Below are 14039 nucleotides of genomic sequence, written 5' to 3'. Positions count from 1 at the left end.
AGTATTCCCAATGCCTAAAGGAAAACTCCAAGTCGTTCCACTCGGCGGGCTCGGCGAGTTCGGCATGAACTGCATGGCCGTACGCTGGGGTGACGACATCATCGTCATCGACGCCGGGCTCATGTTCCCCGAGAGCGAGCTGCTGGGGGTGGACATCGTCGTCCCCGACATCACGTACCTGCTCGAGAACCGGAGCAAGGTCCGGGCCATCGTTCTGACGCACGGCCACGAAGACCACATCGGCGGGCTGCCGTGGATCCTGAGCGAACTCAACGTGCCGGTGTGGGGAACGGAGTTCACGCTCGCCTACGTGGAGAACAAGCTCGAAGAGCATGGCTTGCTCGACAATGCGACGCTCGAAGAGATCGTTCCCGGCGAACGCTTCCAGATCGGGCCATTCACCGTGGATCCCATCCAGGTCACGCACTCGCTGGTGGATTGCGTGGCGCTCGCGGTGCATACACCGCTCGGCGTGATCATCCACACCGGCGACTTCAAGGTGGACCCCACGCCGACGGACAACCGCCTGTTCGACCTGCACACCTTTGCCGAGTACGGCAAACAGGGCGTGCTCGCGCTCTTCCAGGATTCCACCAACGTAGAGCGCCCGGGCTACACGCCGAGCGAACGCGCGGTGCGGCGCAAGTTCGACGACGTGTTCCGCGCCACCAAGCGGCGGCTGTTCATCTCCTGTTTCTCATCGAGCATCCATCGCATCAAGCTGGCCATCGACCTGGCATTCGAATACAACCGCAAGATCGCGTTCGTCGGACGCTCGATGACCGAGTCCACCGAGATCGCGCAGGACCTCGGCTACATCGACATTCCCGACGGCCTGCTCATCCACCCCGGACAGATCAAGGACTTCCCGCCGGAGCGCGTGTGCGTGATGATCAGCGGCACGCAGGGCGAGCCGATGTCGGGACTGTCGCGCGCCGCCGTGGACCAGCACAAGCATGCGAAGATCGAGCGCGACGACACTGTCGTGCTCTCTTCGCGCATCATCCCCGGCAACGAGAAGGCGATCTACCGCATGATCGACCACCTCTTCCGCCGCGAGGCGCATGTGATCTACGAAGATGGCTCGTCGCCGCCGGTGCACGTCTCCGGACACGCCAGCCAGGAAGAGTTGAAGCTCATCATCAACTTGGTGAAGCCGCGCTACTTCATCCCTATCCACGGCGAGTACCGGCAACTGCGGCGGCACGGCGAGATGGCCGCGGCGATGCACGGCGCCGTGGGCAGCGTGATCCAGATCGAGAGTGGCGACATCCTGGAGTTCGACGAACTGGGCGCGCGCAAGGCGGGCAAGGCCACGGTGGGACGCATCTGCATCGATTCCGGCTCGCGCACCGACGTGGTGGAAGACCTGATCATCAAGGACCGCCGCCATCTGAGCGAAGACGGCATCGTGTTGCCCATCATCGCCATCAACAAGCTGACCGGCCGGGTGGAAAGCGCCCCGGAGATCGTGACGCGCGGCTTTTCCGTCGCCATGGGCGAGAATGGATTCATGCACGAAGCGCGCGGCGTGGTGATGAAGACGCTCGATGAGTCGTCGCCAGAGGAAAAAGGCGATTACGGCGTGATCAAAGAGAAGATACGCGCCGACCTGAAGCGCTACATCGTGAAGAATACCCAGCGCCGGCCGCTGATCATGCCGGTCATCCTCGAGGTCTGAGGAAGCGGATAAAATAGAAGCCCATGGACCCCTTAGTCATTGCCGGACGCCAGTTCCGCTCGCGCCTGATCGTTGGCACGGGCAAGTACAAGAACGGCCAGGAGACGCTGCGCGCCATCGAAGCCTCTGGCGCGGAGATGGTGACGGTCGCGGTGCGGCGCGTGAACCTTGACCGCTCCAAGGAATCGCTGCTCGACTTCATCGATCCGAAGAAGTATTTCCTGCTGCCCAATACCGCCGGCTGCTACACCGCGGACGAAGCCATCCGCACGGCGCGCCTCGGACGCGAGGTCGGACTCTCCGACTGGGTGAAGATCGAAGTGATCGGCGACCAGGCCACGCTTTATCCCGACGTGCAGGCGACCATCGAAGCCACGCGCGTGCTGGTGAAGGAAGGCTTCACGGTGTTGCCTTACACCTCGGACGACATCGTGGTGGCGAAGCGGCTGCTCGAGGCGGGCGCGGCGGCCATCATGCCGCTGGGCGCGCCCATCGGTAGTGGCATGGGGATCCAGAACACGGCCAACATCCGCATCCTGCGCGAGTTGATCACGGGAGTTCCGCTGATCGTGGACGCGGGCGTAGGCACGGCCAGCGATGCCGCGCTGGCGATGGAACTCGGCGCGGACGCGGTGCTGATGAATACCGGCATCGCCGCGGCGGAAGATCCCATCCTGATGGCAGAGGCGATGCAGCACGCAGTGATCGCCGGACGCGCCGCGTATCTCGCCGGACGCATGCCGAAGAAGCTCTACGCTACCGCCAGCTCGCCGGTGGAGGGTGTGGTGCGGTAGCGCGGTGTGCGGATCATCATTGGCGAGAGCAATAAAGAAGGGCGGCCGCTGTGGCCGCCCTTGGTTGTTGGCGCCGATGGGACAGTGACCAGCGACTAGCTCTTCTTCACAGGTTCCATCTTCAGGCTGGCGACGTGGATGGACTTCTTCGCCGTGTCGAGGTGTCCGGTGACGGTGACGTGATGGCCTTCATGTCCCTTGATGGCATCGGCGTTTTCGATGGCCCACACTTTGCCGTCGGCATCGTTGACCATGACGGCCTTGGCGCCTTTCTCGATGCACTTCTTGGTGCAGGCATCCGCCCCGGCGTTCGCGCCTTTGGCGCCGCACTTGTCATCGCTGATCCAGCCGGTGACGGTGGTGGAGGCAGGGCTGGCCTTCGCCGAGGTGGCGGGTTTGGCCTTATTGTCGGAGGCCCCATGCGCCCAGGCGACGACGCCGAGGGCGAGCGTGAATACCAGGATGAGTAAAAGGATCCGTTTCATTGCTTCATCTCCTGAGGGCGGCTGGAGCCGCGAAATCGGCGGTCGGCCGCCGTGAGAATGCTGGCCGGAGGCGGTCCCATTCTTACTCCGACGCCCACCCGGATGCAAGCGGCAGAACGTGCCGGGGGCCGTGCGCGCGACCGGAGCGCCCGGCTGGTTGCGGTTGCACTGCTTCTTTAAGTTACTGCCTTTTGGCGGCGGAGGTCTTGGCCACAGCGGGCTGCGGCGCAGGCGCGGGCACGGTGTAGATCACCTCGCCGGGCTTGGCATAGCGCAGTTGCTCCCGCGCTTCTTTTTCAATCGCTTTGGGGTCGGACTTCAAGCTCTGGATGTGCTCTTGCAGGCGCTGGTTCTCCTGTTGCAGCTGCTCCGTCTCCTGCTGCAGCTTGCGGTACTCGACCCGCTTCTGGTGGAAGACGAGCGCGCCGTTGGCGCCGAAGACGACGTGCCAAGCCAGCTGGATGGCGAGCAATGCCACCGCTCCCGTCGCCAGTTTGCGCCGCGAGCGGTAGAGCCACTGCCAGGAATCAGAGATCCACTTCATTTACGCAAACACCCAATCCTTTGCCGCCGAACTCAGCTTCGCGCGATCCGCTTCCACGCGCGCTTCCGTGTACGCCCGCACCACCGGCTCGGTGCCACTGAGGCGGTAGCAGACCCACGCGCCGTCCTCGAGGACGAGCTTCAGTCCGTCGGTACGGACGATGTTCGCCACTTTTCGGCCGGCAAACTCGCGCGGCTCCTGCTTCAGCTTCCCAGTTAACTTCTCTTTCACCTCAGGCGTCAATCGGAAGTTCTGCCGGTCGGGGTAAAAGGAACCAACTTGGTCAAATAATCGCCTTAATTGTTCGCCCAGCGACTTGCCGCGGCGCGCAACCATCTCGCAGCACAGCAATCCGGCGAGCACGCCGTCTTTCTCCGGGACGTGATAGCGGATGGAAAGTCCGGCGCTCTCTTCCCCGCCGATGGCGATCTTGTCCTGCTGGATGAGCTCGCCGATGTACTTGAAGCCGACCGGCGTCTCATACAACGGCACGCCGAACTTCTTTGCCAGCGCGGTGATCATGTCGGTGGTGACGACGGATTTGGCGACGCCATTCTTCCAGCCGCGCGTCTCGACCAGGAAGTCGAAGAGCAGTGCGATCACATAGTTGGGCGAGATGAAGGCGCCGTCGCGGTCGACGATGCCGAAGCGATCGGCGTCACCGTCCGTCGAGATGCCGATGTGCGCGCCGGTCTTTTTCATCTCCGCACGCAGGTCGTTGAGGAATTCGCCATCAGGCTCGGGCGCGTGTCCCCCGAAGAGCACGTCGCGATAGTCGTGGATGGTGGCGCATTCCACGCCCGCTTCGCGCAACGCGTCGTCGGGATAGCCGCGTCCCGCGCCCCACAGCGGATCGTAGGCGACCTTCAGTCCGGCTTGCTTGATCGCCGGGAGGTCCACGATCTCCTTGATGCGCGCGAGGTAGTGCGACTTCACTTCGATGGGCTGGGGCGCGATGGTGTCCGCGTTCGCCCCGGAAGATGGCTCGCGGTCGTACGCTTCGACCGCGGCTTCGATCTGCCTGGTGACATCGGGCAACGCGGGAGCACCATCCGGCGTGGAGAACTTGATGCCGTTGTACTCTGCCGGATTATGCGAGGCGGTGAAGTTGATGGCGCCGTCCGCTTGCGCGCGCCGCACCTCGAAGGCGATGGCCGGCGTGGGCGCGGGCTCAGCGATGACCAGCGGCGTGATGCCGTGCGCGGCGAGGATCTTGGTCGCGATGTCGACGAACGTCTCGCCAAGAAAGCGCGGGTCGCGCCCCACGACCACGCGCGCGCCCTCCGGCTTCTGCGGCTTCTGGGAAGCGACGTAGCGGGCCACGCCTTCCACGGCGCGGCGCACGTTGGCGAAGGTGAAGTCTTCGGCCATCACAGCGCGCCATCCCGAGGTCCCAAACTTGATCTGCACTGGCATAGGTCAATCCCCTACCGGAGGACGCGGATAGAATGCTACTGGTCTGCAACAAGAAGTCCGGAAAGAACTTTAGATGCTAGAACCTCCAGAGCATTGTGTATAGAGCGTGTGTATCGAGGATGACCATGACCGACAAGCGCATCATTCTTTCTACCGCCGGCTCGCGCGAAGAGGCCGACCGCCTGGCGAGCGCGCTGCTGGAGCGGCGCCTGGCGGCGTGCGTGAACGTGGTGGGGCCGGTCGCCTCCACGTATCGCTGGCAGGGCAAGGTGGAGCACGCCGACGAGTTCCTGCTGCTCATCAAGAGCACCGACGCGCGGTTCGCCGCGGTCGCGGCGGCGATCAAGGAACTGCACTCCTATGAGCTGCCCGAGTGTGTGGAGCTGGAGGTGACGGCGGGCAGCGACGCGTATCTGGAATGGATCGCGGAAAACGTGAAGCCTGACTAGATCGCCTTCATCGCGTTGTCGAGGTCGGCGAGGATGTCTTCCACGTCCTCGATGCCGACGGAGATGCGCACCATGCCGTCAGTGAGTCCGATGGCCTTCCTGCCCTTTTCGCCGAGCGCGGCGTGCGTCATGGTCGCAGGATGCGAGATCAGCGTCTCCACCCCGCCGAGCGATTCACCCAGCGAGCAGACGCGCACCTTGGCGAGCATGCGCTTGGCGTATTTCAGCGAACCGGTCTCGAAGGTGATCATGGCGCCGAAGCCGGTCATCTGTTTTTTCGCCAGTTCGAACTGGGGATGCGTCTTCAGTCCGGGATAGAAGACCGCCTCGACCTTGGGATGGGCAGCGAGGAAGGCGGCAACGGCGCGTCCATTGCGGTCATGCTGTTCCATGCGGACGGCGAGTGTCTTCACGCCGCGCAGCACGAGCCAGCACTCGAAAGGCGAGAGGATGGCGCCCGAAGATTTCTGGATGAAGGCGAAGCGTTCGGCGTGCTCGGGCTTGGTGCCGATGACCACGCCGCCAAGGCCGTCGGAGTGTCCGTTGAGGAACTTGGTGGTGGAGTGGACGACCATGTCGGCGCCGAGCGCGAGCGGCTGCTGGAAGTAGGGCGACATGAACGTGTTGTCGACCACGACCTCGACGTCGCGCTTGTGGCAGAGGCGGCTGATGGCGGCGATGTCGGAGAGCGTCATCAGGGGATTGGTGGGCGTTTCCACGTAGACGAACTTGGTGCGGCGGCGCAGCGCGCGCTCGACCTGCGCCAGGTCACTGGTGTCCACGTAGCTGAACTCGAGGCCATAGTTCGCGAGGATCTGGTTGAACAGGCGAGGGACGCCGCCGTAAACGTTGTCGGAGCAGATGACGTGGTCGCCGGCCTTCAGCATGGTGCAGAGCGCCATGATGGCGGCCATGCCGGAGGCGAAGACGTGCGCCGACGCACCGCCCTCGAGCGCGGCAAGGTTCTGCTGCAACCGGTCGCGCGTGGGGTTGGAGACGCGCGCGTACTCGTATCCTTTGTTCTTGCCCAGCTCCTCCTGCACGTAGGTGGAGGTGGCGTGGATGGGCGGAGCGACCGCGCCGGTGGCTGCGTCTGGCTCCTGTCCGATGTGGATGGAGCGGGTGGCAAAACCGCGGAAGTTGCTCTTCTCTGTCATTGATCCTTTATCAGAACGAAAAGCACGACTCTTCTAAAGATGATTCAGATCCCGCCATCGAATATCTTTTTTGACATGTAGCGCTCGGCCAGGTCGGGGATCACGGTGACCACGCGCTTCCCCGCGCCCAGCTGTTTGGCGACGGCGATAGCGGCAAACGCGTTGGCGCCGGCGCTGGAGCCGCCAAGCACGCCTTCTTTGCGCGCCAGATCTTTCACCATCTGGAACGCATCCGTGTCCGCGACCATGAAGATCTCGTCGGCCAGCGTGCGATCGAACGCTTTCGGCATGAAGCTGGCGCCGATGCCTTCCACCTTGTGCGGACCGGGCGGGCCGCCGCCGAGGACGGAGCCTTCGGTCTCGACCGCGACGCAACGGACATGCTTCAGGCGTTCTTTCAAGTAGCGCGCCACGCCGGAGAAGGTGCCGCCGGTGCCCACGCCGATGGCGATGGCGTCGATCTTGCCCTCCATCTGCTCGAAGATCTCGGCGGCGGTGGTCTCGTGATGGAACTCAGGATTGGCGGGGTTCTCGAACTGGAGGGCGACGAAAGCGTTGGGCGTCTCGGCGGCAAGCTGTTTGGCGCGGGCGATGGCGCCCTGCATCCCCTCGGCGTCGGGTGTGCGAAAGACCCGGGCGCCGAGAGCCTCCATGATCTTGATCTTCTCCATCGAGAACCGTTCGGGGACGAAGAACACCACCTTATATCCCTTGTTGACGCCGATGAGTGCCAGGCCCACGCCGGTGTTGCCGGCGGTGGCTTCCACGATGGTGCCGCCGGGCTTGAGCTTCCCGGAGCGTTCCGCTTCCTCGATCATCCCGATAGCAGCGCGGTCTTTCACGCTGCCGCCGGGATTCATGTACTCGAGCTTGGCATAGACGTCGGCCGCGCCCGCCGGCGCCAGCCGCCGCAGATGAAGCATGGGGGTCGCGCCCACGAGTTCGGTGATGTTCTCGGCGACGCGCAGGTGGTGGGCCGCTAGGGTGGTCTTCATCCGTGTGTCTTCATGTCTTCCTGACGTTGGCCTGGCGGTTGACTAGCAAGGGTAACGGCGCGTGCGGCGCGAGGTCAAATGGGCGGTAAAAGGAAAAGAGGCGGGGCGAGCCCCGTCTCTACCAGACGTCCTTGCGACTACGGCTGTTGTTTTGCGGCGCGCTGCTGCTCGGCATAGTAGCCGCTGCGGGTGCGGACCTGCAGCTTGCCATAGCCGCTGGCGCGGGCCTCGACCTTCACCGTGCGATAGCCGCCCTGGCTCTGCGGCCGCGTCGGTTTGTAGCCGATGATGTACTGATTGCGGATGTCATGCGCCACGGCGCGGCTGATCTCATCCACCTCCGTGGCGTCCTTGGGGAAGAAGTAGACGCCGCCAGTCTCGAGGGCGAGTTGGGTGAGCGCGCGTTTGGCGCGCTTGGCTTCGCGATCGTCGCCCAGGATGCCGATGGTGTAGACGACCGGGCCATTCTCGTCTTGCAGCGCCCGGACGGCGCGCTCGAGCGATTCGCGGCTGGCGTTATCTTCGCCGTCGGTGACGACGATGAGCGCTTTCTTATCCTTGGTGCCGTTCTTGACCAGGTGGTCGGCGGAGGCCATGACGGCGTCATAGAGCGCGGTGCCGCCACGGGAATCGACCTTGTCGAGCGCCTCTTTCATCAACCCGATGTTGGCGGTGAAGTCCTGGTCGAGCCAGTATTCGTCGTTGAAATTGACGATGAAGACCTCATCCTTGGGATTGGAAGCGCGCACCAGGTTGAGCGCGGCGGTGTTCACCGCCGAACGCTTGTCGCGCATGGAACCGGAATTATCCACGATGATGCCGAGCGAAACGGGAACGTCCATCAGGCGGAAGCTGGTGATCTTCTGCGACTCGTTGTTTTCGAAGACGGCAAAATCGTTGCTGCGAAGGTTCGTCACCATACGCCGGTTCTGGTCATAGACGGTGGCGTAGAGCTGCACTTCCTGGACTTCAGTCTTGTAGACGTAAGTCTCGCCGCGCTGCTCCATCTGGCCAGGCTGGGTGCCGGGCTGGGACGGCGGTTGCGCGCCCCGTGACGGCGTGACGGGGGCGTTGCTGGGCTGCGCCGGCGGCACCTCGCTCACCGAAGAGGTGGAGCGGGGCAGACGCTCGAGTTCCTCAGGCGTGACTTGGCCCTGCTGCGCCAGCAAACGCGGGGCCGGCAGTAGCGACGCGACAAGAGCGATAAGAAAGATCGCGAGAAGCGGATTATTCCGTGGGTGCATAGTAGCCCGTCTTCGAATAGACATGCAGATGGGGGAGTCCTTTCGGCGGTAGCAACTTGACCTTGATCTTTCGCCACTTGCCGTCCTTACCCGGATTCTTAGGACGGTATCCGATCACATATTGGTTGCGCAGTTCGATGCCGATCTTGGTGGCGACGTCGGTGAGCTCGCTGGGACTATCGATGGTGAAGGTCCTGCCGCCGGTCACTTCGGTGATCTCGCTCAGCAGCTCCGGCCCCAAGCGCTCTTCCGGAGTATTAGGGCTGAAATCGAAGATGCCGATGGCGTAGACCTGGACGTCGGCTTCCTTCACCAGCGCCTTGATCTCGCTCTCGGTGTAACGGCTGCGGTTATCGCCACCGTCGGAGATGATGAGCAACGCCTTCTTGCTGTTCTGGCCGTCGCGCATCTTGTTCATGCCGAGGTAAATGGCGTCGAGCAGCGAAGTGCGACCCTTGGGGACGACATAGACCAGGCGGCCCTGGATGTCTTCCACGGAGCGGGTAAAATCGGAAAGTAGTTCGGGACGCTCGGAGAATGTCACCAGGAAGAACTCATCCTGCGGGTTCGCCGTCTTGAAGAACTCGATCACTGCTTCTTTCGCCTTGTCGATCTTGTTGGCCATGGAGCCGGAAATATCGAAGATCACGCCCAGCGATACCGGGGTGTCCTCATTCGAGAAGTGGCGGATATCCTGCTGGTCCTTGCCTTCATAGAGCAGGAAATTGTCGCGCTCCAGGCCGGTGACCAGGCGGTTCCAGTCGTCGGTGATGGTGACGGGCACGAGCACCAGGTCCACATCCACCTTCACCGGCTTGGTGTGCGTCTTGAGCGAGGGATCGATAGGAACGTTGGCTGGCTGCGGGTCAGGCTTGGGCAGCGGCTTCACGTGGACGTTCTGCTCCTCGCCCTGCGCCCACGTCAGTCCTGGACAGGCGAGCAGCACGAGCAGAAGCAGAGCGAGCAGACGGGAGCGACCAAAAGGGTGCGCGACCGGCGGAAGCGGACCATGGGTCAACATTGGGGAACCCGGCTCGCCACGACAGCGGGCCCTGGATTTTTCCTCGGTTTCAGCGAATGTTACCACACCGGCGATGCCGTTTCGGCGAGCCTAGAACCCTGCCCCGCCGCCGACTGCGTGGGTATCTGCCCTCTATGAGATGGCATTGGGAAGCAGCAGGTTTTCTGGCCGCGCGGGCGGAGCACGTTTCCTTTGCTACAATCGCGCGTAAGTCCCCCGATGGCAAGTCTGTTCCCGTTCCGCGCGCTGCGTTACGCCTCTGACCGCGTGCGGCTGGAAAACGTCCTCACCCAGCCCTACGACAAGATCACCCCGGCGATGCAGGAGCGGTATTACGCCGCCAGCCCTTATAACCTGGTCCGGATCGAGCTGGGAAACAGCCGGCTCGAGCCCGGCGGCGACGTCTACGCCGCCGCTGCCGCCCATTTGGGCCGCTGGCGGGCAGAGGGGATCCTGCGGCAGGACGCTGCCGCCTCCATCTATGCCTATTCTCAGCGCTTTGCGGTCCCGGGCAGTGAGCGCGCAGCCGAGCGTCGGGGCTTCATCGCGCTCGGCCAGCTCGAAGACTACGACCGCGGCATCGTCTTCCGGCACGAGCAGACACATTCCGGCCCCAAAGCCGACCGTCTGAACCTGTTGCGGGCGACGCGCGCGCACTCGGGACAGCTCTTCATGCTATATAGCGACCCGGCAAAGGCGGTCGACCGACTGCTGTTGTCTGATCGCAAGGCTGATGTCGAAATCACTGATGAATTTGGCGTTGTCCACCGCCTCTGGGCGATCGCCGATGCGAGTGTGATCGCACAGGTGCAGGCGCTGATGGCGGAGCAGAAGCTGATCATCGCCGACGGCCACCATCGTTACGAGACGGCGTTGACGTACCGCGACGAACGGCGGAGCGACGCGGCGTCGAACACGGCGCCAGAACTAAGCGCCAAGTGCGCGAATGCGCCGTATGAACGCGTGATGATGACCTTCGTGAACATGGATGCCGAGGGGCTCGTCATCCTGCCCACCCACCGCGTGGTGCACAGCCTGGCGATGTTCGACGCGGAGCAATTGCTGCGCGGCGCCCTGCGCTACTTCGACATTGACCCGCTGCCCCGCGAGGTCGATGCTCGCGGCATCCACGCTGCGCTCGCCGGCACCACGGCCGAGACTGGACTGGTCGCCTTTACCGGCGAGCGGAACGTGTTGCTCAAGGCCCGGCGCGAGGCCCTCGCTGCGCTGCTGCCCGAGCTTTCGCCGCAGCAACGCGAGCTCGATGTGGTGGCGCTGCATCGCGTGCTGCTCGAAAAAATCCTCGGCATCTCGGAAGTGGCCATCCGCGAGCAGCGCAACGTGGCGTATACGCGCGACGCCGGCGAGGCCATCGCGCGCGTGCGCTCCAGCCAAGCCGACGCGGCTTTCCTGATGAATGCGGTGCGCATCGAGCAGATGCGCGACATCGCCTTCGCCGGTGGAGTGCTGCCGCAGAAGTCCACCGATTTCTATCCCAAGCTGCTGAGCGGGCTGGCTATCTATGCGATGGAGTAAATGGAGTAGATGGAATAGGCGAGGCAGGCTCACCATCGCCGCGGCGGCGGGCGCGCTGCTGCTGCTCGTGTTGCCGGCGGTGCGCTCCGCCGACGACAAGCGGCTCGCCGTGTTCTCGCAGCCGGCGAATTATTCGGTTGCCATCGTCGAGCGCGACGGGCGCGCCTACGTCCCGCTCGACCAGCTGCTCGACCCGCTGGCACATCCCGAGATCCGCGCCGACGGCAAAAAAGTCCGCATCCGCGCCGGTGAGGTGGAAGCCGAACTGCGTGCGGGCAAGTCGAAAGTGAAGGTGGCGCGCGGCGACCTCGACCTGGGCGCCAAAGTGCTGTTCGAGGATGGCCACGCGCTCATCCCGCTGCACACCGTGCCACTGTTGCTGAGCCGGTTGCTCGGCATCAGCTCCGACCTGCACGAAGGGGCGCACCGGCTGATCGTGAGCGGCATGGCGGTGCGCTTCACCGCCGAGCTGAAGAAAGGTGAGCCGCCGGCGCTGGTGCTGAATTTTTCTTCCCCGGTGAACCCTTCCATCTCGACCGAGCCGGGGCGGCTGAAGCTGGTGTTCACCCGCGAGGCGGTGGTGAGCACGAGTGAGAGCTTCAAGTTCGACGACCCCAACATCACCGCCGCGAACTATAGCGAGAGCGGCGGAGCTGCCGAACTCGACGTGAGCGGCAAGGTACCGCTGCTCGCCAGCTTCTCGGATGGCGGCAAGACCATCACCATCGCGCCCGCCCCCGCAGCCGCGCCGGTGGCGGCAGCACAGGCTCCGGCGGGTACCGCGCCCCCTGCGTTGCCCGCAACGGAGACTCCACTGCCCACCGGCCCCGGCGCCCAGCCGATGACCGGCGGCAGCGTGCACCCGCGCTACCTGGTGGTGATCGACCCCGCTCATGGCGGCGAGGATGGCGGCGCGAAGCTCAGCGACAAGCTGCAAGAAAAGGAGGTGACGCTGGCGTTCGCGCGGCGCTTGCGCGCGGCGCTCGCCGAGCGCGGCATCTCCGCACACCTGTTGCGCGAGGGCGACACGACCATCGGCAGCGAGCAGCGCGCGGCCTCGGCGAACAACCTGCATGCCTCGGTGTACGTCTCGGTGCACGCCGGCACGCCCGGTTCGGGCGTCCGGCTTTACACCTCGTTGCTGGCGGACGCCGCGCAGACGCCGGCAGCGTTCTATCCGTGGGAGACGGCGCAGTCCTTCTTCGTGCGTCCCAGCCGCATCGTGGCGCAAGCCGCGGTGGAAGAGCTGGGAAAACGCAAAGTGGGCGTGCTGCTCATGCCGGCGAACATCCGCCCGATGAACAACGTGGCCGCCGCGGTGATCGGAGTGGAGCTGGCCGCGCCGGCGAGCGGGCCGGAGCGCGTTACCGCCCCCCGATATCAGGATGCGATCGCGGCCGCGGTGGCGCAGGGCATCGTGAATGCGCGCCCTGCGCTGGAGGCCCCGCGATGATGCCGCGCCACATCACCATCGCGGTCGCGCTGTTGCTGGTCGCGGTATTCCTCACCGGCTTCTACGTGCTGCAGCTCAAGCAGAAAGCCGAGCAGGCGGCGCTGCGCACGGACACGCGACCGGTGGCGCCACCGGTCGCCGGTCCGGAAGAGACCGTCACGCTGACCATCGCGTATGACGACGATGCCGTCTTCCGCAAGCGCCAGGTCTCGCTGCCGCTGCCAGCGGAGCGCACCGAGCGGGCGCGCGAGGTGCTGCGCGCGCTGCTGGCGGAGTACACGCAGAAGCCTTCGCCGCATCCGCTCGCCGAGGGCGCCGACATCCGCGAAGTCTTCCTGGTCGGCGACCTGGCTATCATCGACCTGAGCCCCATCGCGGCCGATTCGCACCGCTCGGGCGCGTTCGTCGAAACGCTCACGCTTACTTCCATGATCGCGACGCTGGCGCAGAATATCCCGGGCGTCCGGCGGGTGCGCTTCCTGGTGGACGGCAAGGAGCGCGAGACGCTTGCCGGCCACGCCGACCTCATGGCCACGTACGATGTGTCACAGGTGGATGAGCTGGTGCGAGGCCTGCAATGAAGGACGCTTCCCGATGAAGCTGGGCGTTTTCGATTCCGGTGTTGGTGGCCTCACCGTGTTGCGCGAACTGGTGAAGCTCGTGCCGCAAGCCGACTATTTATATTTCGGCGACACCGCCCGCCTGCCCTACGGATCGAAGTCGGTCGAGACGGTCGAGAAGTATGCCGTCTCGGCCGCGCACCACCTCGAACAGCAGGGCGCCGAGATGCTGGTGATCGCGTGCAACACCGCCACGGCGCTGGCGCTGGACGCTATTAAGGCGTCGACGAAGTTGCCGGTGGTCGGCGTGATCGAGCCGGGCGCGGCGGCGGCCGCTGCGGCCACCAAAAAGAAGAACGTGCTGGTGATCGGCACCGAGGCCACCATCGGCAGCCATGCCTACCGGCGCGCCCTGGAACAGCGCGGCGTGAAGGTCGCGGAGAAAGCGTGCCCGCTCTTCGTGCCGCTGATCGAGGAGGGATGGGCGGAGCACGACATCACGCAGCGCGTGGCGCACGTGTATCTCGACGAATTCTTTCAGGACTACGAGCGCGGTCCCGACCTGCTGGTGCTGGGCTGCACGCACTATCCGTTGATCAAGCGCATGCTGCGCGCGGTGGCGCCGTGGCGGGTGGAGATCGTTGATTCCGCCGAGTCCACGGCGAAAGTGGTGGCGGAGATGGTTGGTGTCCGCGCCGGCGAGT

The 14039-nt window shown here is 64.3% G+C and carries 14 protein-coding genes; 7 read left to right on the top strand and 7 right to left on the bottom strand.

Features of this window, described 5'->3' with window-relative positions; translation table 11 throughout:
- Positions 1-10 precede the first annotated feature (10 nt).
- Both M3P27_12775 and M3P27_12770 read left to right on the top strand, forming a co-directional pair.
- Positions 11-1681, top strand: coding sequence for a ribonuclease J (locus M3P27_12775; protein ID MDP9269182.1), 1671 nt, complete (start codon positions 11-13; stop codon positions 1679-1681).
- A 23-nt stretch (positions 1682-1704) separates the two neighbouring features.
- The gene (locus M3P27_12770; GenBank protein ID MDP9269181.1) at positions 1705-2475 is read left to right on the top strand and encodes a thiazole synthase; all 771 of its coding nucleotides are present in this window, start codon (positions 1705-1707) and stop codon (positions 2473-2475) included.
- A gap of 95 nt (positions 2476-2570) precedes the next feature.
- Here M3P27_12770 and M3P27_12765 read toward each other — a convergent pair whose 3' ends face one another.
- From M3P27_12765 to M3P27_12755, 3 genes are all read right to left on the bottom strand, one after another.
- Complete coding sequence (locus tag M3P27_12765) at positions 2571-2960, bottom strand: DUF5818 domain-containing protein (GenBank protein MDP9269180.1); 390 nt, start codon at positions 2958-2960, stop codon at positions 2571-2573.
- Between the two features lie 181 nt (positions 2961-3141).
- Positions 3142-3504, bottom strand: a complete 363-nt coding sequence (locus tag M3P27_12760) for a septum formation initiator family protein (protein ID MDP9269179.1) — start codon at positions 3502-3504, stop codon at positions 3142-3144.
- Positions 3505-4920: a phosphoglucomutase/phosphomannomutase family protein gene (locus M3P27_12755; protein MDP9269178.1), complete on the bottom strand. Its 1416-nt coding sequence runs from the start codon at positions 4918-4920 to the stop codon at positions 3505-3507.
- A gap of 125 nt (positions 4921-5045) precedes the next feature.
- On the opposite strand from M3P27_12755, the gene M3P27_12750 reads away from it, so the two are divergent.
- Positions 5046-5369 (top strand): divalent-cation tolerance protein CutA, encoded by a 324-nt coding sequence (locus M3P27_12750; GenBank protein ID MDP9269177.1) that lies wholly within the window; start codon positions 5046-5048, stop codon positions 5367-5369.
- Here the strand turns inward: M3P27_12750 and M3P27_12745 are convergent.
- From M3P27_12745 to M3P27_12730, 4 genes are all read right to left on the bottom strand, one after another.
- Positions 5366-6526: a PLP-dependent aspartate aminotransferase family protein gene (locus M3P27_12745; GenBank protein ID MDP9269176.1), complete on the bottom strand. Its 1161-nt coding sequence runs from the start codon at positions 6524-6526 to the stop codon at positions 5366-5368. The genes M3P27_12750 and M3P27_12745 overlap by 4 nt on opposite strands.
- Positions 6527-6570: 44 nt before the next feature.
- Positions 6571-7494, bottom strand: coding sequence for a cysteine synthase A (gene cysK / locus M3P27_12740; GenBank protein MDP9269175.1), 924 nt, complete (start codon positions 7492-7494; stop codon positions 6571-6573).
- A 164-nt stretch (positions 7495-7658) separates the two neighbouring features.
- On the bottom strand, positions 7659-8765 hold the full coding sequence (locus tag M3P27_12735) for a VWA domain-containing protein (protein MDP9269174.1): 1107 nt from the start codon (positions 8763-8765) through the stop codon (positions 7659-7661).
- Positions 8749-9786 carry a VWA domain-containing protein gene (locus M3P27_12730; GenBank protein ID MDP9269173.1) on the bottom strand — a complete coding sequence of 346 codons (1038 nt, stop codon included), beginning with the start codon at positions 9784-9786 and terminating at the stop codon, positions 8749-8751. The genes M3P27_12735 and M3P27_12730 overlap by 17 nt, the downstream gene beginning before the upstream one ends.
- Before the next feature lie 219 nt (positions 9787-10005).
- Here M3P27_12730 and M3P27_12725 point away from each other — a divergent pair, with 219 nt between their 5' ends.
- From M3P27_12725 to murI, 4 genes are all read left to right on the top strand, one after another.
- On the top strand, positions 10006-11322 hold the full coding sequence (locus M3P27_12725) for a DUF1015 domain-containing protein (GenBank protein MDP9269172.1): 1317 nt from the start codon (positions 10006-10008) through the stop codon (positions 11320-11322).
- Positions 11309-12775 (top strand): N-acetylmuramoyl-L-alanine amidase, encoded by a 1467-nt coding sequence (locus tag M3P27_12720; protein ID MDP9269171.1) that lies wholly within the window; start codon positions 11309-11311, stop codon positions 12773-12775. Before M3P27_12725 ends, M3P27_12720 begins: the two co-directional genes overlap by 14 nt.
- Positions 12772-13356, top strand: a complete 585-nt coding sequence (locus tag M3P27_12715) for a GerMN domain-containing protein (protein MDP9269170.1) — start codon at positions 12772-12774, stop codon at positions 13354-13356. The genes M3P27_12720 and M3P27_12715 overlap by 4 nt, the downstream gene beginning before the upstream one ends.
- The coding region (gene murI, locus M3P27_12710) for a glutamate racemase (GenBank protein MDP9269169.1) at positions 13331-14039 on the top strand (709 nt) is incomplete at its 3' end. The genes M3P27_12715 and murI, both read left to right, overlap by 26 nt.

Source organism: Acidobacteriota bacterium (assembly GCA_030774055.1).
In the GTDB taxonomy this organism is placed as follows: Bacteria; Acidobacteriota; Terriglobia; order Terriglobales; family Acidobacteriaceae; genus JACPNR01.
Note: the sequence above shows the minus strand (reverse complement) of the source record. Positions and strands in the feature narration are given on the sequence as shown.

Coding starts and splice junctions, on each gene's coding strand:
- M3P27_12775 (MDP9269182.1), top strand. CDS start 11: ATGCCTAAAGGAAAACTCCAAGTCGTTCCACTCGGCGGGCTCGGCGAG.
- M3P27_12770 (MDP9269181.1), top strand. CDS start 1,705: ATGGACCCCTTAGTCATTGCCGGACGCCAGTTCCGCTCGCGCCTGATC.
- M3P27_12765 (MDP9269180.1), bottom strand. CDS start 2,960: ATGAAACGGATCCTTTTACTCATCCTGGTATTCACGCTCGCCCTCGGC.
- M3P27_12760 (MDP9269179.1), bottom strand. CDS start 3,504: ATGAAGTGGATCTCTGATTCCTGGCAGTGGCTCTACCGCTCGCGGCGC.
- M3P27_12755 (MDP9269178.1), bottom strand. CDS start 4,920: ATGCCAGTGCAGATCAAGTTTGGGACCTCGGGATGGCGCGCTGTGATG.
- M3P27_12750 (MDP9269177.1), top strand. CDS start 5,046: ATGACCGACAAGCGCATCATTCTTTCTACCGCCGGCTCGCGCGAAGAG.
- M3P27_12745 (MDP9269176.1), bottom strand. CDS start 6,526: ATGACAGAGAAGAGCAACTTCCGCGGTTTTGCCACCCGCTCCATCCAC.
- M3P27_12735 (MDP9269174.1), bottom strand. CDS start 8,765: ATGCACCCACGGAATAATCCGCTTCTCGCGATCTTTCTTATCGCTCTT.
- M3P27_12730 (MDP9269173.1), bottom strand. CDS start 9,786: ATGTTGACCCATGGTCCGCTTCCGCCGGTCGCGCACCCTTTTGGTCGC.
- M3P27_12725 (MDP9269172.1), top strand. CDS start 10,006: ATGGCAAGTCTGTTCCCGTTCCGCGCGCTGCGTTACGCCTCTGACCGC.
- M3P27_12720 (MDP9269171.1), top strand. CDS start 11,309: ATGCGATGGAGTAAATGGAGTAGATGGAATAGGCGAGGCAGGCTCACC.
- M3P27_12715 (MDP9269170.1), top strand. CDS start 12,772: ATGATGCCGCGCCACATCACCATCGCGGTCGCGCTGTTGCTGGTCGCG.